The organism is Tersicoccus mangrovi, from assembly GCF_036881825.1.
GTDB lineage: Bacteria > Actinomycetota > Actinomycetes > Actinomycetales > Micrococcaceae > Tersicoccus > Tersicoccus mangrovi.
Window position 1 is genome coordinate 581,976 of record NZ_JBAJMW010000001.1, and the last position, 21,689, is coordinate 603,664.

Below are 21,689 nucleotides of genomic sequence, written 5' to 3' on the forward strand. Positions count from 1 at the left end.
GGTCAGCCCTCGCTCGCCGTGGCGCGGCGGCTCAGCAGGAGCCACAGCATGAAGGGGGCACCCAGCCCGCCGGTCAGCACGCCGACCGGGAGCACGGTGCCGGGGATGAGGTAGGCCGCGGCGTAGTCGGCAGCGAGGACGATCGCGGCACCGACGAGGGCGGCGATGACGACGGTGGCGCGGCCGCCGTTGAGGCGCCGGGCGATGGGCCCGGCCAGCAGGGCGATGAAGGAGATCGGCCCGGCGGCCGCCGTCGGGAATGCGGTCAGCGCGACGCCGACCACGAGCAGCGCGAGTCGGGTGCGGTCGACGTCGAGCCCGAGCCCCGCGGCGAGGTCGTCGCCCAGCGGCAGGATCGCCAGCCGTCGCCCGTACGCGGCGAGGAACGGGGCCACGACGACCAGCCCGACGGTCAGCAGCGTCAGCCGCTCCCACGTCGCGCCGTTGAGGCTGCCGACGATCCACTGCAGGGCGTCGTTGGCGCGGTAGATGTCCGTGCGGGAGAGCAACTGGACGACGACGGCCTGCAGCAGGGCGGCGATGCCGATGCCCACGAGCACCATCCGGATGCCGGCGGTGGACTGGTGCCGCGAGAGCAGGAAGATCACCGTGGCGACGACGAGCGCTCCGATCAGCGCCGCGACCGGCACCAGGGCACCCACGTTCCCGATCAGGACGATCGCGATGACGGCGCCCGCGCTCGACCCCAGGCTCACCCCGATGATGTCCGGGCTCGCGAGCGGGTTGCGCAGCATGGTCTGGAACACGGCCCCGGCGGCCCCGAACGAGAGCCCGGTCAGCAGGCCCATGATCGCCCGCGGCAGTTTGGACTCCATGACGATGAACCGGGCCCCGGGGATGTCCTGGCCGCCGAGCAGGCGGAGGAAGTCCGGGATGGTCACGGTGTAGTCGCCGAGCAGCACGCGGCAGAGGAACAAGGCGGCCACGAGCACGGCGAGGACACCGACGACGAGGCCCCAGCGGCGGCGGGCGGCGCGCCGGATCCCGGCCAGCGTCCGCTCGACGGCGGCCAGGTCGGCGGCGGGAACGGTGGAGGTCACAGGGCTCCCAGCTTCCGTCGGCGGACGAGGGCGATGAAGACCGGCGCCCCGATCACCGCCGTCATGACACCGACGGCGATCTCCCCCGGCGGGGCGATGACCCGGCCGACGATGTCCGCACCGAGCAGCAGGGTGGGGCCGAGCAGCGCACACAGCGGCAGGACGGTGCGGTAGTCCGGGCCGGTCAGAGAGCGGACGGCGTGCGGGATGACGAGGCCGACGAAGGCGACCGGCCCGGCCAGGGCGGTCGCTCCGCCGGCCAGCAGGACGACGCTGACGCACACCGTCGCCCGCGTCAGCCCGATGCGCTGGCCGAGGCCGCGCGCGACATCGTCGCCGAGCGCGAGCCCGTTCAGGGCCGGCCCGCTGACGAGGGCGAGCACCGCCCCGACCCCGAGGAACGGCGCGACCACGAGCACCTGCTCCCAGTCGCGGCCGGCGATCAGCCCCACCTGCCACTGCCGGTACGCGTCGAAGCTCTCGGAGCTGGAGACCAGCACCCCGGAGATGACGGACGCGAGGCCGGCGTTGACCGTCGCTCCGGTGATCGCGAGCTTGAGCGGCGTCGCCCGCCCCGGCCCGAGCCCGGCCAGGGCGAAGATCAGGACCGTGGCGGCCGCCGCACCGGCGAGCGCGAACCACACGTAGCCGGTGAGGGATCCGACGCCGACGGTGAAGATCGCGAGCACGACGGCGACGGCCGCGCCCGCGTTGATGCCGAGCAGCCCGGCGTCACCGAGCGGGTTGCGCGTGACGCCCTGCAGGACGCCGCCGGACAGGCCGAGGGCGGCCCCGACCAGCAGCCCGGCGACGGTCCGGGGCACGCGGGCGCCGATGATCGCGGTGGCCGGGTCGTTCGGGTCCGGGGACGTCAGGGCGGCGACGACCGTGCCCGGGCTGAACGGCTGCGAGCCGATCGCGAGCGACGCGAAGGACAGCACGACGAGCACGACGGCGCAGCCGACCGCCAGCAGCGCCACCCGGGAGGACACGACCCGGCGTCGGGGGCCGCGGCCGTCCGCCGACCGGGAGGCGGTGCTCCCGGTCGTCGTCGCCTGCTGCGTCGCGTGTCCTGTGCTCATGCCGGTGGGTCGGTCCGTGGCCGCCGGTCGCCGGGGCGGCCGCTCAGCCGGCCTTCTGCGCGGCCGCGTCGAGCTGGGGCAGGTAGGTCGCGAGCAGCGTCGGGATGGACAGCGGCGACGGGGTGCTCAGCGTGCCCGCCTCCGGCTCGTTCGTCACGACGACCGACGCCCCGCGCTTGACCGCCGGCATCTGGCTGAGCAGCTTGTCCTTCGTCACCACGTCCTTGGCGTCGGAGTAGATCATCGCGACGTCGGACGTGAGCTTCGGCGCCCGCTCGGCCGAGACGTCGTAGTAGAAGGCGCCCTTCGAGGTGTTCAACTGCTCGACGACGGGCGCCACCGTGAGGCCGAGCTCGGAGAGGATGCGCACCCGGTTGTCCACCGAGGTGTAGACGGACAGCTTGGACGTGTCCGTCGACATGGCCGCGGCGAAGATGAAGGACTTGCCCTTGATCGCGGGGTGCTGGTCGACGGCCGTGCGGATCCGGTCGACGGTCTCCTGTTCGACCTTCTTCGCGGCCGCCGGCCGGCCGAGTGCCTGGCCGACCATCGACAGCGACGTCTGCCACGGCGTCGTCCACGCCTTCTCGGGGTAGGCGACGACCGGGGCGATCTTGGAGAGCTTGTCGTAGTCCGCCTGGGTCAGGCCGGAGTTGGTCGCGAGGATGACGTCGGGGTTCGCCTTCGCGATCGCGTCGAACGGGATGCCGTCGTTCTCGTCCCAGCGGGTCGGCTGGGTGCCGCCGAGCTCGGCGAGCTTCGCGTCGAACCAGGCGGTGGAGCCCTTGCCGTTGCCGCCGTAGGTGATCTTGGTCGAGCCCACGGGCACGACGCCGAGGCTGAGCGCCATGTCCTGGTCGCTCCACCCGACGGTGGCGACGCGGGTGGGCTCCTTGTCGATCGTCGTCTGCCCGAAGGCGTGCTTGATGGTGACGGGGAACGCCCCGGCCTCGGCGGTGCCGCCCGACCCGGACGCGTTCGCCGAGCTACCGCCGCCGGAGGCGGGGCCGGTCGAACAGGCGCTGAGCAGCAGCATGCCGCTGACCAGGACGGCCAGCAGTCGGAGCACGCGGGTCATGGGTATCCTCGGGGCAGGGCGACCCGGGGGCCGCGTCGAACGGGTAAGGCAACCCTAACCCCGTGCTACGCGGATTAGAAACCGCTTTGCTTGTGTAATCCGCCTCACCGGGCGGCGATCACTCGTTCCAGAGGCCGTAGGACTCGCCGAGATTGCGGATCTTCTGGGCGCGGGCCAGGCGCGGCAGGTAGCTGCCGTCGCCCCCGGCACCGCCGTGCTCGTGCGCCTCGAGCAGCTCGTGCGCCCACATGATCTCGCTCGCGCTCGGGCTCAGCCCGGCGTTGATGGTCTCGGTCTGTTCGACCTTCAGCGTCAGCTTGCCGGTCATGCCCATCGTGGCGGAGACGCCGCACGCGGCCATCAGGTCGTCACCCGCGGCGCCCACGCTCGGACCGTCGATGGGGCCCGGGAGCTGACCGACGCGGGAGGCGATGACGAGGCGGCCGCGCGCGTAGGCGAGCGCCATCGGGTCGTCGCCGACGCCGGTGTCGCGGCGGAAGTCGCCGATGCCGAAGGCGAGCCGGAAGGTGCCGGGCGCCTTGGCGATGTCGGTCGCGTTCTCGATGCCGAGCGCCGACTCGACGAGGGCGAGCACGGGCGTGCCGGGCCGCAGCCGCATCGCGGTCAGGGTGACGTGCTCGGGCTTCTCGGTCTTCGCGAGCATCACGCCGCGCAGGCCCGGGGCGTTGGCGAGCGCGTCGAGGTCGTCCTGCCAGAACTCGGTGTTGATGTCGTTGATCCGCACCCACCCGGACATGCCGTTGTCGAGGGCCTCGAGCACGCGCTCACGGGCCGCGGCCTTGCCGTCCGCGGGCACCGCATCCTCGATGTCGAAGACGACCGAATCGGCCTCGGAGGCCAGGGCGGCCGGGAAGTCGGCGTTCTCCCCGGCGGCGGCGAGCAGCCAGGAACGGGAGAGGGTGGCGGGCAGGGCAGCGGCGCGCTGATTGCGGAGGACGGGCATGGTTCAAGCCTAGGACAGGCACCCGGCCGGGTTCGATCTGCGTCGGACGGGTTCAGCGCACCGATCGGATGGGGGCGACGAACACGCCGCCGAGCAGGCCGGCCGCGGCCGCGCAGCAGAACAGGGCGACGAAGCCGCCGCCCGAGGTCACCAGCGACCACGCGATCACCGGGGCGAGCACCTGCGGCAGGGAGGCTGCGATGTTGATCACCCCCATGTCCTTGCCGCGGTCGGCGGCGGCGGGCAGCACCTCGGTCAGCAGAGCGAAGTCGACGGCCAGGTACGCGCCGAACCCGATGCCGAGCACGATGGCGGCGACGAGCGCACCGGGGAACGTGGGCACGAAGGCGGCGATGAGGGAGGCGGCCGCGATCACGAGCGACGCGCCGATGACGAACGGCTTGCGCCGGCCCGTCCGGTCCGAGGCGGGGCCGGCGATCACCGCGGTGACGAGCACGGCGGCCGCGTAGCAGCCGGTGAGGATCAGCACCCCGAACGTCGGGTCCGGGTGATGCACGGCGTCCTGCAGGAAGTAGAGCAGGTAGAGCGTGAACATCGAGTTGCCGAGGAACACGAGGAACCGGGTGATCCAGGCCCAGCCGAAGTCGGGGTACCGCCGGGGCGAGATCCAGAAGCCGGCGAGCGCGCCGCGGGCCCGCAGCGGGGTGCGCTCGTGCCGCTGCAGCGGCACGTCCCGCGCGGAGCGCAGGTACGGCACGGCGAGCGCCACGATCACCACGGCGCACAGCACGTAGCCGGGCAGCAGGTCCCGGGCGACGTTCGCGATGATCATGCCGAGCAGGATCCCGGTGGTGGTGCCGAGGGCGATCCAGCCGCCGATTCGGCCGCGCTGCCGGCGGGGCACCCGGTCCGGCACCGCGGCGGTCAGGGCCGCCGTCATGGCGTTGCAGCCGGCCTGGACGAGGGACCACCCGACGACCATCACACCTATGCCAGGGCTGACCGCGAGCACGAGCAGGCCGACGACGGCGACGGCGGCCCCGATGACGACCCACGGCACGCGCCGCCCGAACCGGGAGACGGTGCGGTCGGACACCGCGCCGAAGACCGGATTCGCAATGAGGGACACGGCGGCCCCGACCCCGGTGACGAGCGCGAGCACCGCTTCCTTCTGGCCGGCGTCGAACTGCTGCGCCTGGAGAGCGAGGTAGATCTTGATGCACGCGAAGAGGACGGCGTTGACGCCGAGGGTCGCGAGGGTGACGGCGAGGACCCACCGCGGCCGGACGGCGTCGACGGGTTCGGCGAGGGCCGCGGGCACGGCGGCGGAGTCCGTCGTCGGTGCGCCGGGCGCGTTGCCGGCTCCGCTCGTCGGCCTGCTGGTGGACACGGACCGCCCCTCCCCGCCCCGGGAAGCCCGGGACGGGTTCAGCCTAGTCGGCGGCGGGGCGCCGGTCAGGATCGGGTGCCGGCCGTTCACTGCGCCACCGCACTACACCGTGGTGGCGTCCGCCTCGGCCGTGGGCCGCACCGCGTCGGCGAGGAGCTGCACGGACCGCAGCCGGACGGCCGGGTCGTGCGTGTAGGTGACCGTCATGAGCTCGTCGACGCCGGTCGTGGCCACGAAGCGGTCGAGCTGCTCGCGCACCGTGGTGGGGCTGCCCACGGCGCTCGCGGTGAGCCGGGAGCGGACCATCGTGAGCTCGTACGGGTCCCAGCTGTTCACGGCGGCGGGGTCCGGGGGCAGCAGGGCACGGCGGTCGTTGCGCACGATGCCGCGGGCCATCTGCAGGTGGGTCGTGAACTGGCGCTCGGCCTCGTCGTCCGTGTCGGCGACGACGACGTTGACGCCCGCCATCGCGTACGGCCGGTCGATCTGGGCGGTCGGCGCCTTCGGGTCGAAGTACTGGCGGTAGACCGCGAGCGCGTCCATGAGGCTCTGCGGGGCGAAGTGGGAGGCCGCCGCGTAGGGCAGGCCGAGCTGCCCGGCGACCATCGCGCCGGCGGTGGAGGAGCCGAGCACCCACAGCGGGACGTGCCGGTTGAGCGCCGGGCCGGCCTTGACCGGCAGCTGCCGCTGGTCGCCGAACCACGCCTGCAACTGGGCGATCTCGGCGGCGAAGGCCGGTTCGGACGAGTCGCCGCGGCGCAGCAGGGACGCGGTGCGCGGGTCGGTGCCGGGCGCCCGGCCGAGGCCGAGGTCGATGCGGTCCCCGTACATGGCGGCGAGGGTGCCGAACTGCTCGGCGACCGTCAGCGGCGGGTGGTTGGGGAGCATCACGCCGCCCGAACCCACCCGGATCCGCTCGGTCAGCTGCGCGGCGCGGCCGATCAGCAGCGCGGTCGCGGAACTGAGGAAGACGCCCGTGTTGTGGTGTTCGGCGTACCAGAGCCGCCGGTACCCGGTGGCGTCGGCGACGACCGCCAGATCGGCGCTGGCCTGCAGGGCGTCGGACGCGTCCTGTCCTTCACTGCGTGGGACCAGGTCGAGGATGGAGAGCGCGACCACGGTTCACCCCTTCTCTTCTCGTCCGTCGGGGAGCGCCGCGTGTGGGGGCGTGGCGCGCCGTCTCTTCCGGGTACAACCGCGGAAGGGGCGAGGTATTCCGGCGCGGGGCGCCGGGCAGCAGGCATCGCTGGGAGACGGCCCCGATGACGCGCGCCGACGAAGCGGTGTTAATCGAGGAAGCAGCCTCAGGAGACCAGGAGGTCCGGCTCGTCCTGGTCGAGCGGCCCCGGCGTGCTCATGACCACGTCCGGCACGACGTTCGTCTTCGCGGCCCTGTCGATCGCGGCGCCGAGGGAGACGACGATCTGCGCTCGCGTCATGTCCTTGATGGTGCCGAAGCGGCCCTTGGTGACGAGGATGAAGTGATCCTCCTTCACCCCGACGATGTCGGTGCGCCGCCCGCGCGTGACGAAGAGCGGGCTGAGGCCGGAGATGATGTTGCCGAGCAACTGCCGGGCATGAGCCATCGAGTCGGCAGGCAGGACGAGGCGTTCGAGAGCATCCGGTGCATTGAGACCACGGTCGAGCACGACGGAGTACGAGGCATTCACAGTGTTCCCCCCACGGAAACTTGGGATGCGGTACTGACGGAATACATCGTAGGCTGATGACGCTTGAGGATTCAAGTGTCCCAGGTCACAGGCGATTCCGTTTCCGCTGATCCGCGCGTCAGCGGCTGGCGTCTGCGGCTGGCGTCTGCGGTTGGCGTCAGCCGCTGACATCCGCGCCACCGGGCAGGCCGGCGCCGATCCGCTGCCCGACGAGCCGCAGCAGCGACACCACACCCGCCATGCTCCGAGAGGGGTCCGGCTCGAGCTCGGTCAGCGTGTGGACCGCGGAGAACCCGGCCTCGCGCACCTGCTGGGCGGTGAGAAGACTCCGCCCGGCGACGGCGAGGACCGGTACGCCGGCCCGACCGGCAGCCGCGAGGACCCCGATCGGCGTCTTACCGTGCAGGGACTGCTCATCGAGGCTGCCCTCCCCGGTGATCACCAGGTCGGCACCGGCGATCCGGTCGGGAAGTCCGACCAGGTCGAGGACGACGTCGACGCCGACCGCTCGGTGTGCGCCGAGCGCAGCGAGCACGGCGAAGCCCACGCCCCCGGCGGCCCCGGCTCCCGACGCGTCCTCGGCGTGAGCTCGGGACGGCCCCAGCGCGTCCCCCAGCAGGTGAGCGAATCGGGCGAGGGCGGCATCGAGGTGACGCACGTCTGCGGGGGAGGCGCCCTTCTGCGGCCCGAAGACGGCAGCGGCGCCGCGCGCGCCGAGCAGGGGGTTGTCGACGTCGCTCGCGAGGACGACGTCGACGTCCGCCAGCCGCGGATCGAGGCCGGACAGGTCGACGCGATCGAGCCGGTCGAGGGCGCCACCCCCGTCGGGCAGGTCCTCGCCCGCGGCGTCCAGCAGCCGTGCCCCGAGGGCGGCCAGGAGGCCAGCACCACCGTCGGTGCAGGCGCTGCCGCCGACGGCGAGGACGAGGCGGCGGGCACCGGCGTCCAGGGCGGCGCGGATCAGGTCGCCGGTGCCGCGGCTCGTGGCGCGCAGCGGTGCCGGCACCCCGCCGGGCAGCAGGTCCAGGCCCGAGGCGGTGGCCAGTTCGACGAGGGCCTCGTCGGACCGCATACCGAAGGCCGCGGTCAGCGACTCCCCCGTCGGTCCGTGCACCGCGGTCTCGTACCGGACGAATCCCGAGGCCAGCGCGGCGTCCAGCGTTCCCTCCCCGCCGTCCGCGACCGGCACGACGTCGACCACGGCGTCCGCCCGCACCGAGCGGATGCCCGCGGCGAGCGCGTCCCCGACCTCGGCCGCGGTCGCCGATCCCTTGAACTTGTCCGACGCGACGACGACGCGGAGTCGCCCGGCGGGGCGGGCAGGTGTCGGTGAGTGGGGCATGGGCTCCTCGTCTCGGGGTGCCGTGGGAGGGTCGATGCGACGGGCACGGTGTCGTCAGGATAATCACCGCTCGACCGCGCCCAGCGATCAGCCAATTCTGTATCGTGGAAAATACGGCGTGATGGCGCCCTGAGCGGGAGGAGCCCGGAGTGACGGAAGAAGCGAAGGCGCGCGCCGGCACCGGCGTGCAGTCGGTGGAGCGGGTGTTCGAGCTGCTCGAGGCCATCTCCGGGGCGGGCGGGGAGATCTCGCTGAGCGATCTGGCCGCCGTCTCGGGACTGCCGATGCCGACGATCCACCGGCTGCTGCGCACCATGGTGGCCCTGGGTTACGTGCGGCAGCTGCCCTCCCGGCGCTACGCGCTCGGCGCCCGGCTGATCCAGCTCGGCGAGATGGCCGGTCGGCAGCTCGGTTCGGCGGCCCGCACGGAGCTCGCCACCCTCGTCGACGAGCTCGGCGAGACCGCCAACATGGCCGTGCTCGACGGCGACATGATCGTCTACGTGGCACAGAAGCCGTCGCCGCACCCGATGCGCATGTTCACCGAGGTGGGCCGGCGCGCCCACACCCACGACACCGGCGTCGGCAAGGCCATCCTGGCCCAGCTCACGGACGCCGAGGTGCTGCGGATCGTCGCCAGTGCGGGCATGCCCGTGCACACCGAGCACAGCCACGCCACCACCGAGTCGCTGCTCGAGGACCTGGCCGAGATCCGTCGCCGGGGTTACTCGATCGACGACAACGAGCAGGAGGTGGGCGTGCGGTGCTTCGCCGTCGCCGTCCCCGACGCCCCCACGCCGATGGCCGTCTCCGTCTCGGGACCGACCACGCGGGTCGGCGAGGACTTCGGCGAGCGGGCCGTGCCCGCTCTGCAGGCCTCGGCACGCCGGATCTCCGCGGAGCTGAGCCCCCGCTGATCCGCGCCTGACCCGGCGCCGACGCCGGCCCCGGCGGGCGACCCCGACGCGGACCCCGGTGGACGACGCGGTGTTACGGCCGGGCGGTGCCGCAGCCGCCCGACGGCGCATGATCGGAGGATGGTCACCGTGCTGCTCTCCGACGTCGCCACCCATTTCCAGCACCAGGCGGCGGCGTGCGAGCGACTCGGGTCCCCGCTCTACGCGGCCCTGCTGCCGCGCCTGGCCGACGACCTGCTCGCGGGCGGGCCGACCGCGGACGTCGTCGCCGGCCACGAGCACCGGCCCGAGTCCGACGCCCTCTCCCTCCGGCTGCTCGGCGGAGCGCACCGGCTCGCCCTCTCGGGTCTCGCGCCGGACCTGGCGGCGCACCTGCCCAGCTGCGGCGGGGACGCCGACGTCGACGGCGCCTGGGCGGCCCTGCACCGGCTGCTGGTCGACGACCACGACGCGCTGCGCCACGGCCTGGACCTCGCCCCGCAGACGAACGAGGTGGGCCGCTCGTCCGCCCTGCTCGGCGGCCTGCTGACCGTTCTCGGCGGCGGGGCGATCGATCCACACACCCCCGTGCGCATCTTCGAGCTCGGCACCTCCGGCGGCCTGAACCTGCGGGCGGACCACTACCGGTACACGGACGGGCACGGCGCCGCCTGGGGCCCGGCCGACTCCCCCGTGCGCCTGACCGGTGCGTGGTCGACGGCGCCGGCGAGCGGCCCGGACCGTGTCGACGTCGTCGAGCGCGTCGGCGCGGACGTCAACCCGATCGACGCGGCGACCGACGCGGGGGCGCTGCGCCTGATGTCGTTCGTGTGGCCGGACCAGACGGCGCGGATGGACCGGCTGCGCGGCGCCATCGAGGTCGCCCACCGGGTGCCGGCGCGGCTGCAGCGCATCAGCGCCCTCCCGTTCATCGAGGCCATCGAGCCCCGGCCCGGCACTCTGACGGTGCTGTGGCACTCCGTCATGTGGCAGTACATCGGCCCGGAGGAGGCCGCCGCGAGCGCGGAGGCGATCCGGCGGATCGGTGCCGGCGCCACGGCCGAGGCCCCGTTCCTCCACCTGGCGATGGAGCCGGGCGACCGCTGGCGGCGCGGCTTCCCGGTGATCGCGGACCTGTGGCACGGAGGCGCCGACGACGGTGTGAGCCGCACCCTCGGCGTCGCCCCGGCGCACGGCGTGCCCACCCGGTGGTCGGACCCCGCCTGAGCGGGATCGCGGCGCGGAGCCGGCCGGACCCGCCGTCAGCCCCGGCCGACGAAGGGCATGCCCGTGGCGGTGATGACGAGGGAGTCGACCGTGCAGTCCAGCGGCAACGAGGCCATGAAGACGACGGCGCGGGCGGCCTGCTCGACGGGGAACGTCGGCTCGACGCGACGGCTGCCGTCGGCCTGGAGCGCCCCGGTGGCGGCGCCGAGGTCGTCCAGAAGCGCCGTCGCCGTGTTGCCGATGTCGATCTGGCCGACGCTGATCCCCGCATCCCGCCCGTCGAGGGAGAGGCTCTTCGTCAGCCCCGTCATCGCGTGCTTGCTCGCCGTGTAGGCGGCGCTGAGCGGACGAGGGACGTGCGCCGACACGGAACCGTTGTTGATGATCCGCCCGCCGCGTGGCGCCTGGGCCTTCATCCGGGTGAAGGCAGCGCGAGCGCACAGCAGGGCGCCGGTGACGTTGACGTCGAGCACCTGGCGCCAGACCGCCGGGTCGATCTGATCCGGCGCAGCGGCCGTGCCGAACACTCCGGCGTTGTTCACGAGCAGGTCGACGCGTCCCCAGCGGTCGACGACGGCGTCGAACAGGGCCTCGATGTCGGCCTCGACGGTGACGTCGGTCGGGACGAGGAGACTGTCCGGGTGCCCGGCCGCGGACTCCGCGAGGGGCCCGGCCCGGCGACCCGCGAGCGCCACCCGCCAACCGCTCGCGAACAGCTCCCGCACGACCGCCCGCCCGATGCCGCTGCCGGCTCCTGTGACCACCGCGATGCCGCCCATGACGCCTCCCCTCCGCTGCCGGGCGCGACCGGAGCGGGTTGTACTTTCATTGAATAGAACATAAAGTCCATATCGTGGAACAGCGGCATACCGCGTCGCGGTTTCACCCAGCGCCGCTCCCGACGGCCCGTCGTCATCGTGACGGGCTCGCGCTCTGTCGATCGGGAGCCCGGCGCGGGGATGACCTCACCGTACGTTCCATCCCGTCGCCACCTCGGCATCACCGACCATCCGATCCCCTTCCTACCCACGGGAGTGCCCCATGAGCATCGAGATCACCGACCGGACCCCCGTCGACCGCGCCGACGAGATCCTCACCGATGAGGCTCTCGCCTTCGTCGAGTCGCTGCACACCCGCTTCGCCGCCCGCCGCGACGAGCTGCTCGGCAAGCGCGCCGAGCAGCAGCAGGCCGTCGCCGCCGCCGGCACCATCACCTTCGACCCGGCCACCCGCGACGTGCGCGAGGGCGACTGGACGGTCGCCCCGGTACCCCCGGCCCTGCAGGACCGCCGCGTCGAGATGACCGGCCCGGCCAGCCCCGCGAAGATGGCGATCAACGCGCTGAACTCCGGGGCGAAGGTGTGGCTCGCCGACATGGAGGACGCGAGCTCGCCCACGTGGCACAACGTCGTCGACTCCGTCCTCAACCTGCGCGATGCCGCCCGGGGCACTCTCGCCTTCATCTCCCCCGAGGGCAGGACGTACGCGCTGCGCACCGACGCGCCGCTGGCCACCGTCGTGATGCGCCCGCGCGGCTGGCACCTGGACGAGGAGCACGTGATGATCGACGACCGGCCCGCCGTCGGCGCCCTGGTCGACTTCGGCCTGCACGTCTTCCACGTGGCACAGCAGCTGATCGACAACGGCGAGGGCCCCTACTACTACCTGCCGAAGATGGAGAGCTACCTCGAGGCGCGCCTGTGGGCCGAGGTCTTCGCCGCCGCGGAGGAGGACCTCGGCATCGAGCACGGCACCATCCGCGCCACCATGCTGATCGAGACCATCCCCGCCGCGTTCCAGATGGAGGAGTTCCTCTACGAGCTGCGCGACTACGCCGCCGGCCTGAACGCCGGGCGCTGGGACTACCTGTTCAGCATCATCAAGTACTTCCGCGACGCCGGAGACCGGTTCGTCCTCGCCGACCGCTCGAAGGTCACCATGACGGCGCCCCTGATGCGCGCCTACACCGAGCTGCTCGTCAAGACCTGCCACCGCCGCGGCGCCCACGCCATGGGCGGCATGGCCGCGTTCATCCCGTCCCGCAAGGACGAGGAGATCAACCGGGCCGCATTCGAGAAGGTCCGCAGCGACAAGACTCGCGAGGCGAACGACGGGTTCGACGGCTCCTGGGTGGCCCACCCGGACCTCGTGCCCGTGTGCCAGGAGGTGTTCGACGGCGTCCTCGGCGAGAAGCCCAACCAGGTGGACCGGCTGCGCGAGGAGGTTCAGGTGACCCCCGAGCAGCTGCTCGACGTGCCGTCCGCCGGCGCCGAGCGCACCGAGGCCGAGCTGAACGCCAACCTCTATGTGGCCATCGCCTACACGGCCGTGTGGCTCTCCGGCAACGGCGCCGTCGCCATCCACAACCTCATGGAGGACGCCGCCACCGCCGAGATCTCCCGCTCGCAGGTGTGGCAGCAGATCGCCAACGGCGTCGTCTACACCGACACCGGCAACACCGCGACCCGCGAGCTGGTGACCGCGGCCCTGGACGCGCAGAAGGAGAAGCTGCGCGGCGAGGTGGGCGAGGAGCAGTACACCCGGTTCTACGAGCCGGCCGCGGCCGTCGTCGCCGACCTGGTGCTCTCCGAGCAGTACGCCGACTTCCTCACCGTGCCGGCCTACGAGCGCGTCCTGGCCGATGCCCGCTGATCACTGCCGACCAGGACGCCTGAACGCCCGGACGCCCGGACGCCGCCACGGTATCCGGGCGTTCCCGTGTGCCCTGCCGCGGGCCTTGTCGGCCACCGCGCGGGGGTCGGAGAATGCTCGCATGGCCCACCCGCGGATGTTCGACGAGGACGACCCGTACCTCGCCCACGTCCGCCGGCTCTCCCTCGCCCTGCCGGGGGCCAGCGAGCTGATCTCCCACGGGCGGCCGGTGTTCCGCACCGTCAAGGTCTTCGCCCTGTACGGCGGGTCGACGAAGGCGGACGCCCAGACGGGCATCATCACCCGCTACCAACAGTCGGTGCTCGTCCATCCCGGTCCGTCCGAGCAGGCGTACCTGCTGGCCCAGCCGTCCAGCTACGCGCCGGCCTACATGGCGGCCTCCGGCTGGGTCGGCATCGACCTGACCCATCGCGACGGCGCCGACGGCGTCGACTGGATCGAGATCGCCGAGCTGATCGACGCGTCCTGGCGCGCGACGGCGCCGCCGATCCTCACCCGCGGCCCCCGGCACTGAGCACCGGGAGCCGCCGGCTCAGGGCTGTCGGCTCACGGGTCCAGGCCGAGGTCGCGGCGCAGTTGCGCCACGTGCCCGTCCGCCTGCACACTCGTGTCGGCCAGCACCAGGGCACCATCCTCGTTGATGACGAAAGTCGACCGGAGCGGCCCGACCGTCGTGGTGCCGTCGGACCTCGTCCGCTCCCCCCACGCGCCGTAGCGCTGGGCGACGACCCCGCCCTCATCGGAGAGCAGCCCGTAGTTCAGGTGGTACTCGCGGGTGAAGTCGGCCAGCTTCTCCACCGGGTCGCCGGACACCCCGAGCACGGTGTAGCCGGCGCCGGAGAGCGAGGCGAGGTTGTCCCGGAAGTCGCAGGCCTCGGTGGTGCAGCCGGGGGTGAAGGCGGCGGGGTAGAAGTACAGGACGACCCGCTTGCCCGCCAGGTCCTGCAGGGACACGGTCCCGCCGGAGGCATCGGGCAGGGAGAAGTCGGGGGCGGGGTTGCCGGGCGCGAGCTGCGCGGTCATGGGGCTCCTTCCGTCACGGACGCGTGGGGGAACCACGCGGATCGGCGCCGTCGTGCGGCGCGGTCGTCACGTCATCGCGATCGACCCGGCCATCCTCGCAGGCGGTCCGGCGCGCCGGCCACCCCGTCTCGGCTGGTGGCACCCGGCGGGGCCGAGCGGCCGGCGGTCGTGCCGCGCGCTCGCGCCACGCCGGTCCCTCCGGTCCCACGTCCGCGTCCGGCGGCGGACGGTGACCTACCGTGCGTGACAGCACGAGGTGACCGCCCCGGCACATCAGCCGCGTCTGCGTGGCAGGGGATCCGAGCGAGAGGCCGTCGAGGCGTGGCGAACAGGAATGACACGGCACGGTTGCTGGCCGTGGCCACCGGCGGCGTCGCCGGATCGGTGCTGCTGGCCCTGGTCGTCGGTGGAGGGATCGCCTTCTCCGTGAGCCCGGAGCCGGCCCTCGTCCCGCGGGCGGCGGTGTCCGCCGCGGCGACGACGGCGGCGGCGGCGAGCGTCGTCATGGGCCTGGCGATCGGGGTCTGGGCCGTGGCCGGCCGCAGACTGCCCTGGCTGTTCGCCGGGATCCTCCTGGTCGCTACGGTCCTGGTGCTCGCCGTGGCGCTGTACGGAACCGTGGCCGGCGGCCCCGACGCGGGGCTCTACCTGGGCGTGCTGTTCCTGCTGCCGGCGATCCTCGTCGTGGGGTCGACGGTGCTCTTCATGGGGCTGTGCCTGGCCCTGCCGGCCAGGGCCCGGGCCTCCGTGACGGTGTCCGCGTCCGCCCTCGTCGGTGTTTCGCTGCTGTCCGGGGTGCTCGCGCTCCTGTCGGACTGAGCGGACACCCGCTCAGCGGGACGCGCCCGCGGCGGGCGGAGGGGCGTCCACGGTCGACCACGCCGGGCGGAGGTGCTCCACCCCGTCGAGGATGAGGTCGAGCCCGGTCGCGAACTCGGAATCGTAGTCGTATCCGGCGGCCCCCAGCTCGGTGACCACCTCGACCAGATACGGGAACGCCGCGGCGAATTCCGCGGGCTGCTGCTCCAGCTTCTGGCGGGCGACGTCCCCGGACTCCTCGGCGGTGTCGAACGGCAGCGTCTGCTCCTGCAGCGCGAAACCGTACACGTACGCGTCGAGCACCGAGGTGACGTGGACCGTCGTGCGGAACGAGAAGCCCGCGCGGCGCAGGCACCCCATCATCGCGTCGTGCTGGGCGAGGTTGGCCGGCCCCGGCCGCATCCGCGTCTCCAGCAGGCCGACCGCCCACGGATGGCGGCGCAGCGTCCGGCGGAGGGAGGCCGCCCGGGAGCGCATCGCCGGCCTCCAGTGCGTGACGTCGTCGGAGGTGTCGGGAGGCTCGACCTGCGCCCAGACCAGGTCGACGATGCCGTCGATCAGTTCGTCCTTGTTGGCCACGTGCTTGTAGAGCGCCATCGGCACCACGCCCAGCTCGGTGGCCAGCGTGCGCATGCTCAGGCCGCCGTCGCCCTCCCGGTCGGCGAGGTCGAGGGCGGCCGCCAGGACGACGTCGCGGGAGAGGCGCTGCCGGGGCGCGGGGGATCCGGTGGTCGCGGGGTTCATGCTCGCCTCCTCTCGTCGGCGCTCGGGTCTTGACCGAGTGTACGCCGTACACCTAGAGTCACTCGCATCACCAGGTGTACGCCGTACACCTGCCGTCGGATCACCCTCGATGAAGGACCCGTCATGACCATCGCAGCTCCGTCCCCCTCCGCCGCGCGCGGCGCCGCACTCTCCTCCGCCCGGCGGCTCTCCCTGGCCGCCGGCGCCCTCTTCCTGCTCACCTTCGTCTCGGCGATCGCCGGCGCCCAGTTGTACGGCACCGCCCTCACCGACCCGCGCTTCGCCCTCGGCGCCGGCACCGCCACCGGTGCCCTGCTGGGCGCGGTGTGCGAACTGGTGCTGATCGCGGCCAACATCGGCACCGCGCTCGCACTGTTCCCCGTGCTGCGCCGCCGCTTCCCGGCCCTCTCGCTCGGCTACGTCGCCGCCCGGATCGTGGAGTGCGGGTTCATCGCGCTCGGCATCGTCGCCGTGCTCACGCTGGTCTCCCTGCACCGCTCCGCCGGGTCCGAGCCGTCCGTCGCGGCCGTCGCCGGCGCCCTGGTCGCGCTCCACGACTGGGCCTTCCTGCTCGGCCCGGGCTTCGTCGTCGGCGTCGGCAACGGCCTCCTGCTCGGGGTGATGATGTACCGCTCGCGGCTCGTCCCGCGGGCGATGGCGCTCTGCGGGGTGATCGGTGGTCCGCTCATGACGGTGTCGGGCATCGCGGTCATGTTCGGGGCCTACCCGCAGTTCTCCCCGGTCTCGGCGGTGCTCACCCTGCCGGAGATCGTGTGGGAGGGCTCGCTGGGCGTGTGGCTGCTGCTCAAGGGGTTCGCGCCGGCCGGGCTCGCCTCGAGCGCGCCGGACGAATCCTGACGCCGGACCGGTCCACCGGATCGGCCGTGGCCGGATGTGGCCGCGCGGTGGCGGGCATAGGCTCGATGGCGTGAGCAGTGACCACCCGGACCGCACGCCGCCGACCCCGCAGGATCCCGCGCCTCCGCGCTGGGGACAGCGCGTCGCCGTGCCCCCGCCGTCGGCCCGGCGTGAGCTCGTCGGCCGCGAACTGGTCGCCTACCGGCGGATGGCGCGCGGCCTGTCCTTCTCCGCCCTCGTCCTGGGCCTGCTGCTCGGCACGGGCGGCCTCACCGTCGGCGGCACGGCCGGTGTCGTCCTGGTCGTCGTCGCCGCCCTGCTCGCCGTCGTCGGCGTCACGGGGTACGTCCTCGTCAACACCGGCCGACTGCCCCGCCACGCGGGCCCGAGCGAGCCGTCGCGGGCGCGGACCGTGCTGCGGACTCGCCCGGGGCGGATCGCCGTCGTCCTCGCCGTACTCGGCCTTCTGCTGCTCGTGGCGAGCACCCTGATGGTGCCGCTCGCCCAGGCCACCGGCGCGCAGGAGACGGGCACGTCGCTCGTGCTCGCCTGCCTCATGTTCGCGCTCGCCCTGTTCATCGCCGCGGCCATCGCCGTCACCGTCGCGGTGCTCTCCGAGGGCCGGGACGACGAACCGGGCGACGGCGGATTCGGCGGGCACGGTCCGCACCGCGGCCCCCGGACGCCCGTGAGCTACGACTCCGACTGGATCACCCGACCCCACCGCTGAGCGCGCCGGCACACCGGGGCCGTCCCGGCGACCGGGCCGGCAGGCTCAGGTGCCGACCGTGGCCGGCCGTCGACGACGCGCGTACCAGACGGCCATGAGCGGGATCCCGGCCGCGAGGGCCACGAGCCCGATCACCAGTCCGCCGCCCATCCCGAACACGCTCGTGGCGCCGGACGCCGGATCGGCCAGGTCGACCGCGGAGGCGATCAGCGCCACGGTCATGATGACGGCGCCGGCCAGGGGCAGGATCACCCGGTTGAGCCACTGCCGCGGCCCGCGGGCATCACGACGGAACAGCCACGCGCAGGCGAAGCCCGTCAACGCGTAGTAGACGGCGATGAACAGGCTGATCGCGGCGATCGAGTCGGCCAGCAGGTCCGCGCTGATCGCCGTCATCACCACGAAGTAGCCGACGGCGGACACCCCGACGACGGTGGTCGAGAACGACGGGGTGAGGAATCGCGGGTGGACGCGGGCGAATGCCTCGGGCAGGGCGCCCTGCACCGCCATCGACAGGGTGCCGCGGGCGGTGGGCAGGATGGTCGTCAGCGTCGAGGCCGTGGCCGAGACGAGGACCGCGACCAGCACGACGGGCGCCCACGGGCCCATCACGGCCGCGCTCACGTCGTGCAGGACGTCGACGACGTCGTCGCCGGACCGGGCGCCGGTCAGGGCGGTGACCAGCACGGCCAGGACCACGTAGGTGCCCATCAGGATCACCGACGACAGGACGGCGGCGCGGCCGGGGGTGGTGCGCGGGTCCTTCGTCTCCTCGTTCAGGGCCAGGCAGGTGTCCCAGCCCCAGTAGATGAACAGGCTGAGCAGGATCCCGTACCAGAGGGCGTGCCCGTCGGCGACGGTGAACGGGTTGAACCAGTCCGGCGACGGGCTGGCCGCACCGGGGGCCGTACCGCCGGCCAGCGCGGGGATCGCGACGGCGGCGAAGACGGCCAGCCCCGCGTACTGGACGAGAGTCATGGCCCACTGCAGTCGCTGGCCGATCTCGATGCCGCGCCGGTTCACCCAGGTCATGGCGGCGATGAACGCCACCCCGGTGCCGGTGACCAGCCACGTGTTCCCCGCGGCGTCGGGTGCGATCAGCAGCCACAGGTACTGGCCGGCGACCTGCGCCAGGTTGGCGAGGACGATGATGCCGGCCAGCGCCATCGCCCAGCCGCTCATCCAGCCGGTACGGCGACCGAAGGCGCGGGACACCCACGTGAAGGTGGTGCCGCAGTCCGGCAGATACGCGTTGAGCTCCCGGTATGCGATCGCGATGACGAGCATCGGCACGAAGGCGAGGACCATGACGATCGGGGTCTGCGGGCCGCACGCGGCGATCACCAGTCCCAGCGTCGCGGCCAGGGAGTAGGCCGGCGACGTGGAGGCGATGCCGAGCGCCGTGGAGCCGGCCAGGCCGAGCCTGCCGGCCGCCAGGCCCTTGGGCCCGGTGGGGACGTCGGTGACCTCGTGGCCCGGTGCGGCGCTCATCGGCTGCCCTCGGTCGCCGTCGGCGCGAGGACCGGAGCAGGGGCGTCGATGACGTTGGGCAGGAACCGGGCGAAGTAGTCCGTCACCAGCCCGTCGGACTCCCGCACGCCGACGCCGACCGATTCGCCGTCCACCACCCAGGCGCCGAGCACCGCCCGGTTGCCGCCGAAGTCGGGCAGCGGGTGGAAGGCCTGGTAGCACCAGCCCTCGTTGCCGTACTGACCGGGCTGGACCAGGTCGATGCCCTCGGCGTGGATGACGATGTTGTCGCCCTCCCGTCCGTGCAGGGGCTTGGCGACCCACTCGGTGAGCGGGCCCGGCTGGTCCAGGTAGGCAGGCAGCAGGTTCTCGTGGCCCGGGTAGAGGTGCCACAGCGCGGCCAGCAGCGCCTTGGTCGACAGGAACATCTTCCAGGCCGGCTCGAACCAGGTGACCGCGTCGGGATGGTCCTGCACGTGCATGCCGAAGGGGTCGGCCATCATCAGCTCCCACGGGTAGAGCTTGAAGACGGCCTCGATCGGGGCGTCGTCGAGGTCGACGAACCGCTTCGCGTCGCGGTCCCAGCCGATGTCGGCGATGTTGAGACCCTGGGTCTGCCAGCCGCCCTGCTGCGCGGTGTCCAGCAGGTAGGCGGCGTTCATCCAGTCCTCCCCGGTGCCCTCCTCCCCCACGTGGGCGACGTGCAGCCGCGTCAGGCCGGTCTCGGTCCGCCGTCGGGCCCACGCCGCGACGAGGGCCTCGTGGATCCCGTTCCACTGGTCGTTGGCCGGCTTGACGTCCTGCAGCCAGTACCACTGGCAGATCGCGGCCTCGACCAGTCCGGTGGGGGTGTCCGCGTTGTACTCGAGCATCTTCGCCGGGCCGGTGCCGTCGTACGCCAGGTCGAACCGCCCGTAGACGGCCGGGTCGGCCGCTTCGAGGGAGTGGCGGGCCAGCTCCATCGCGGCCGGGCCGATGCCGAGGTCGCCCATGGCGCCGGTGGCCAGGAACCGGGCGGCCTCCAGGCTCATGCGGTGCAGCTCCTCCGTGACGGTCTCGAGCGTCTCCACCTCGGGCATCGTGAACAGGTAGTACGCGTCCTCGTGCCAGTACTCGATGGTGCTTCCGTCGTCCTTGACGGTGGTCGAGTAGATGAGGCCCTGTGCCTCGGTCTTCTGCCGCCAGTCGGGGCGCGGGGTACTGCGGATGCGCTCCATGCGCGCTCCTTCAGTCGGTTGGAGGGAGGGTGGTCGCGGGGATCGGTCAGCCGCCGACGTGGACGCCCTTGCCGCCACCGCCGAATCCGCCGCGGCTGACGCTGGACGAGCCCTTCGCGGGCACACCGGACTTCGCGCTCGCCCCGGCGGGAACGGAGGTGGTGCCGCCGGACAGCCGGTCGCCGACGCCGGGCAGGGAGCGGGTGTTGCTGGAGCCCCGGGAGCCCATCGGGAAGAAGTACCAGCCGTAGTGGCCGCCGGCGCGGCCGGAGTCCGAGCACTTGTCGTCCTCGACCCGCTGCTGGCTGGTGCGGTCCTGGCAGACCTGCGCGTAGTCCGCGTCGATCACGTCCCCGTCCGGCGAGCACCCGGTCATCAGCGCGCTGGCCAGCACCGCGGTCACCCCGAGGCCGACGGTGGTGCTGGCCCGGAAGCGGCGGCGTGCGGGCGATGCGGTGGTGCTGGCGGTGGCGGGCTCGTCGGCTCGACGGCCCGGCTCCGGGCGCGCGGTGGCGTCCTCGATCATGCGGTGTCCCCCTGCTGATGTGGTGCTGGTCGAAGCGTACGGGATGCGGGGCCGGACAGGGCCGGGGTTCCTACCCGGCCAGTCGCGCCATCCGTGCCCGGGCGAGCCGTTTCATGCCGTCCGCCGGCCGGATCGGGTCGGGCCACCGGGGTTCGAGGTCGTCGCCGAGGGTGACGCCGCGCAGCTTGCGCCCGAACATCGGCAGCACCCAGTCGGTGACCCACTGCCGCTCCGCTCGCAGCGCGTCCCGCAGTCCGGGCCGCTCGGGGTCGTCGTCGGGCAGGTCCGGCACGTACGTCACCCCGAGCAGGTCGAGCACCCGCGCGGTCATGTACCGGTGGCCCGCGGTGGACATGTGCATCCGGTCGGGGTCCCACATGCGCGGGTCCCGGTACGCCGTGAGCGCCCAGAAGTCGAGCAGGTCCGTGCCGTGGGCGGCGCTGATGCGGCGGACGCCGTCGTTGTAGACGTCGTGCCGGCGCCGGAACGGCTCGAGCAGGGGACTGATCTTCAGGTCGTACCCGGTGAACAGGACGATGCGAGCACCGGTCGCGCTGAGCGCGGCGACGAACTGCTCGTACTGCGCGAGCAGCGCGTCGACGTCGGTGCGCAGATCGAGGATGTCGTTGCCGCCGGCGTAGACGGTGATGAGGGTCGGCTCGAGTGCGAGCGCCGGTTCGAGTTGCTCCGCGACGATCTGCCGCAGCCGCTTGCTCCGGATCGCCAGGTTGGCGTACTCCCAGGCGGGGTCCTGCCGCGCCAGCTGCCGGGCGACGCGGTCCGCCCATCCCTTGACGCCGTTGGGGCGCGCGGCGTTCCAGTCGCCGACGCCCTCGGTGAAGGAGTCGCCGAGGGCCACGAATCGTCCCGCCATGGTGGGCACGCTAGGGACAGCAGACGACGGGAGGCCGAACACGGGGTGAACGGCCTCCCGTCGCCGGGTCGGGAAGTCCCGCGG

The 21,689-nt window shown here is 73.0% G+C and carries 22 protein-coding genes; 7 read left to right on the forward strand and 15 right to left on the reverse strand.

The features are described from left to right. Positions 1–2: 2 nt before the first annotated feature. The 8 genes from V6N00_RS02855 to V6N00_RS02890 all read right to left on the reverse strand — a co-directional run bounded on the left by V6N00_RS02855 (position 3) and on the right by V6N00_RS02890 (position 8,548). A complete protein-coding gene (locus V6N00_RS02855) occupies positions 3–1,061 on the reverse strand; it encodes a FecCD family ABC transporter permease (protein ID WP_334230534.1) in 1,059 nt (352 codons plus the stop codon). Next, positions 1,058–2,143: a FecCD family ABC transporter permease gene (locus tag V6N00_RS02860; protein ID WP_334230535.1), complete on the reverse strand. Its 1,086-nt coding sequence runs from the start codon at positions 2,141–2,143 to the stop codon at positions 1,058–1,060. Before V6N00_RS02860 ends, V6N00_RS02855 begins: the two co-directional genes overlap by 4 nt. Positions 2,144–2,186: 43 nt before the next feature. Continuing rightward, positions 2,187–3,221, reverse strand: a complete 1,035-nt coding sequence (locus V6N00_RS02865) for an iron-siderophore ABC transporter substrate-binding protein (RefSeq protein ID WP_334230536.1) — start codon at positions 3,219–3,221, stop codon at positions 2,187–2,189. A gap of 118 nt (positions 3,222–3,339) precedes the next feature. Then, the gene (locus V6N00_RS02870; RefSeq protein ID WP_334230537.1) at positions 3,340–4,185 is read right to left on the reverse strand and encodes an HpcH/HpaI aldolase/citrate lyase family protein; all 846 of its coding nucleotides are present in this window, start codon (positions 4,183–4,185) and stop codon (positions 3,340–3,342) included. A gap of 52 nt (positions 4,186–4,237) precedes the next feature. Then, positions 4,238–5,536 carry an MFS transporter gene (locus V6N00_RS02875; protein ID WP_334230538.1) on the reverse strand — a complete coding sequence of 433 codons (1,299 nt, stop codon included), beginning with the start codon at positions 5,534–5,536 and terminating at the stop codon, positions 4,238–4,240. 102 nt (positions 5,537–5,638) lie between these two features. Then, positions 5,639–6,655 (reverse strand): LLM class flavin-dependent oxidoreductase, encoded by a 1,017-nt coding sequence (locus V6N00_RS02880; RefSeq protein WP_334230539.1) that lies wholly within the window; start codon positions 6,653–6,655, stop codon positions 5,639–5,641. Positions 6,656–6,840: 185 nt separating this feature from the next. Further along, entirely contained in the window at positions 6,841–7,206 is a 366-nt protein-coding gene (locus tag V6N00_RS02885; protein WP_334230540.1) for a hypothetical protein, read from the reverse strand. Positions 7,207–7,363: 157 nt separating this feature from the next. Further along, a complete protein-coding gene (locus V6N00_RS02890) occupies positions 7,364–8,548 on the reverse strand; it encodes a glycerate kinase (RefSeq protein WP_334230541.1) in 1,185 nt (394 codons plus the stop codon). A 149-nt stretch (positions 8,549–8,697) separates the two neighbouring features. Here V6N00_RS02890 and V6N00_RS02895 point away from each other — a divergent pair, with 149 nt between their 5' ends. Further along, a complete protein-coding gene (locus V6N00_RS02895; RefSeq protein ID WP_334230542.1) occupies positions 8,698–9,465 on the forward strand; it encodes an IclR family transcriptional regulator in 768 nt (255 codons plus the stop codon). 120 nt (positions 9,466–9,585) lie between these two features. Then, positions 9,586–10,671 (forward strand): DUF2332 domain-containing protein, encoded by a 1,086-nt coding sequence (locus tag V6N00_RS02900; protein ID WP_334230543.1) that lies wholly within the window; start codon positions 9,586–9,588, stop codon positions 10,669–10,671. A 35-nt stretch (positions 10,672–10,706) separates the two neighbouring features. Here the strand turns inward: V6N00_RS02900 and V6N00_RS02905 are convergent, their stop codons facing one another. Beyond that, a complete protein-coding gene (locus V6N00_RS02905) occupies positions 10,707–11,450 on the reverse strand; it encodes an SDR family oxidoreductase (RefSeq protein WP_334230544.1) in 744 nt (247 codons plus the stop codon). A gap of 262 nt (positions 11,451–11,712) precedes the next feature. On the opposite strand from V6N00_RS02905, the gene aceB reads away from it, so the two are divergent. Then, complete coding sequence (aceB, locus tag V6N00_RS02910) at positions 11,713–13,323, forward strand: malate synthase A (RefSeq protein ID WP_334230545.1); 1,611 nt, start codon at positions 11,713–11,715, stop codon at positions 13,321–13,323. 121 nt (positions 13,324–13,444) lie between these two features. After that, complete coding sequence (locus V6N00_RS02915; RefSeq protein ID WP_334230546.1) at positions 13,445–13,858, forward strand: MmcQ/YjbR family DNA-binding protein; 414 nt, start codon at positions 13,445–13,447, stop codon at positions 13,856–13,858. Between the two features lie 32 nt (positions 13,859–13,890). Here the strand turns inward: V6N00_RS02915 and V6N00_RS02920 are convergent, their stop codons facing one another. Next, on the reverse strand, positions 13,891–14,367 hold the full coding sequence (locus V6N00_RS02920; protein ID WP_334230547.1) for a peroxiredoxin: 477 nt from the start codon (positions 14,365–14,367) through the stop codon (positions 13,891–13,893). Positions 14,368–14,688: 321 nt separating this feature from the next. Between V6N00_RS02920 and V6N00_RS02925 the strand changes: the two genes are divergently transcribed. Further along, entirely contained in the window at positions 14,689–15,186 is a 498-nt protein-coding gene (locus V6N00_RS02925) for a hypothetical protein (RefSeq protein ID WP_334230548.1), read from the forward strand. A gap of 12 nt (positions 15,187–15,198) precedes the next feature. On the opposite strand, the gene V6N00_RS02930 is transcribed toward V6N00_RS02925, so the two are convergent. Next, on the reverse strand, positions 15,199–15,930 hold the full coding sequence (locus V6N00_RS02930) for a TetR/AcrR family transcriptional regulator (protein WP_334230549.1): 732 nt from the start codon (positions 15,928–15,930) through the stop codon (positions 15,199–15,201). A gap of 123 nt (positions 15,931–16,053) precedes the next feature. Here V6N00_RS02930 and V6N00_RS02935 point away from each other — a divergent pair, with 123 nt between their 5' ends. Next, positions 16,054–16,788: a DUF4386 domain-containing protein gene (locus V6N00_RS02935; protein WP_334230550.1), complete on the forward strand. Its 735-nt coding sequence runs from the start codon at positions 16,054–16,056 to the stop codon at positions 16,786–16,788. 70 nt (positions 16,789–16,858) lie between these two features. Further along, positions 16,859–17,518 (forward strand): hypothetical protein, encoded by a 660-nt coding sequence (locus V6N00_RS02940; RefSeq protein WP_334230551.1) that lies wholly within the window; start codon positions 16,859–16,861, stop codon positions 17,516–17,518. A 45-nt stretch (positions 17,519–17,563) separates the two neighbouring features. Here the strand turns inward: V6N00_RS02940 and V6N00_RS02945 are convergent, their stop codons facing one another. The 4 genes from V6N00_RS02945 to V6N00_RS02960 form a co-directional block, all read right to left on the reverse strand. Beyond that, on the reverse strand, positions 17,564–19,009 hold the full coding sequence (locus V6N00_RS02945; RefSeq protein ID WP_334230552.1) for an APC family permease: 1,446 nt from the start codon (positions 19,007–19,009) through the stop codon (positions 17,564–17,566). Beyond that, complete coding sequence (locus tag V6N00_RS02950) at positions 19,006–20,205, reverse strand: glutathionylspermidine synthase family protein (protein WP_334230553.1); 1,200 nt, start codon at positions 20,203–20,205, stop codon at positions 19,006–19,008. Before V6N00_RS02950 ends, V6N00_RS02945 begins: the two co-directional genes overlap by 4 nt. Positions 20,206–20,251: 46 nt before the next feature. Further along, on the reverse strand, positions 20,252–20,731 hold the full coding sequence (locus V6N00_RS02955) for a tRNA-dihydrouridine synthase (RefSeq protein ID WP_334230554.1): 480 nt from the start codon (positions 20,729–20,731) through the stop codon (positions 20,252–20,254). A 70-nt stretch (positions 20,732–20,801) separates the two neighbouring features. After that, on the reverse strand, positions 20,802–21,605 hold the full coding sequence (locus V6N00_RS02960; protein WP_334230555.1) for an SGNH/GDSL hydrolase family protein: 804 nt from the start codon (positions 21,603–21,605) through the stop codon (positions 20,802–20,804). Positions 21,606–21,689: the final 84 nt, after the last annotated feature.